Origin of the sequence: Pseudomonas sp. 43(2021) (assembly GCF_017490805.1) — a bacterium.
Classification (GTDB): Bacteria; Pseudomonadota; Gammaproteobacteria; order Pseudomonadales; family Pseudomonadaceae; genus Aquipseudomonas.
Map to the genome: position 1 here is coordinate 1 of NZ_JAFGYJ010000540.1, position 442 is coordinate 442.

Here is a 442-nt window from a genome sequence, read left to right on the forward strand (position 1 = left end):
GTTGGGTGCCTTGCTGGCGCTGGTGTTGATGGTGAGCGGGCGGATCGGTGATACACGCCTTCGCTTGATCGCCGATGCAGTGAAACGCTTCGAATGGGTGGGCGCGTTGATCGTGCTGACGGTGTCGGTCACCGGCGTGATGAATTATCTCTTCATCGTTGGCCCAAGGCTCGACGGAGTGCTGTTCGGGACCTACGGGCAGCTGCTGACGATCAAGGTGCTGGCGTTTGCCGTGATGCTGGTGCTGGCTGCGTTGAACCGCTTTCAGCTTGGACCGTCACTGCAACAATCGCTGCGCGACGGCCAGCACCTCATCGCCGCGAACGCGCTGCGGCGCAGTGTGGTGATGGAGCTGGCCCTTGCCCTTTTGATCGTGGCGCTGGTGGCGTGGCTGGGCACATTGAGTCCGGACCCGGGATGACACCCGTGGAAGGCTTTCACT

Annotated in this window: 1 protein-coding gene; it reads left to right on the top strand. The window is 62.0% G+C overall.

Going from position 1 to position 442, the window contains the following annotated elements; genetic code table 11:
* Positions 1-421: CopD family protein (locus J5M71_RS28590; protein WP_207839038.1), on the top strand; the 421-nt coding region annotated here is incomplete at its 5' end.
* Positions 422-442: the final 21 nt, after the last annotated feature.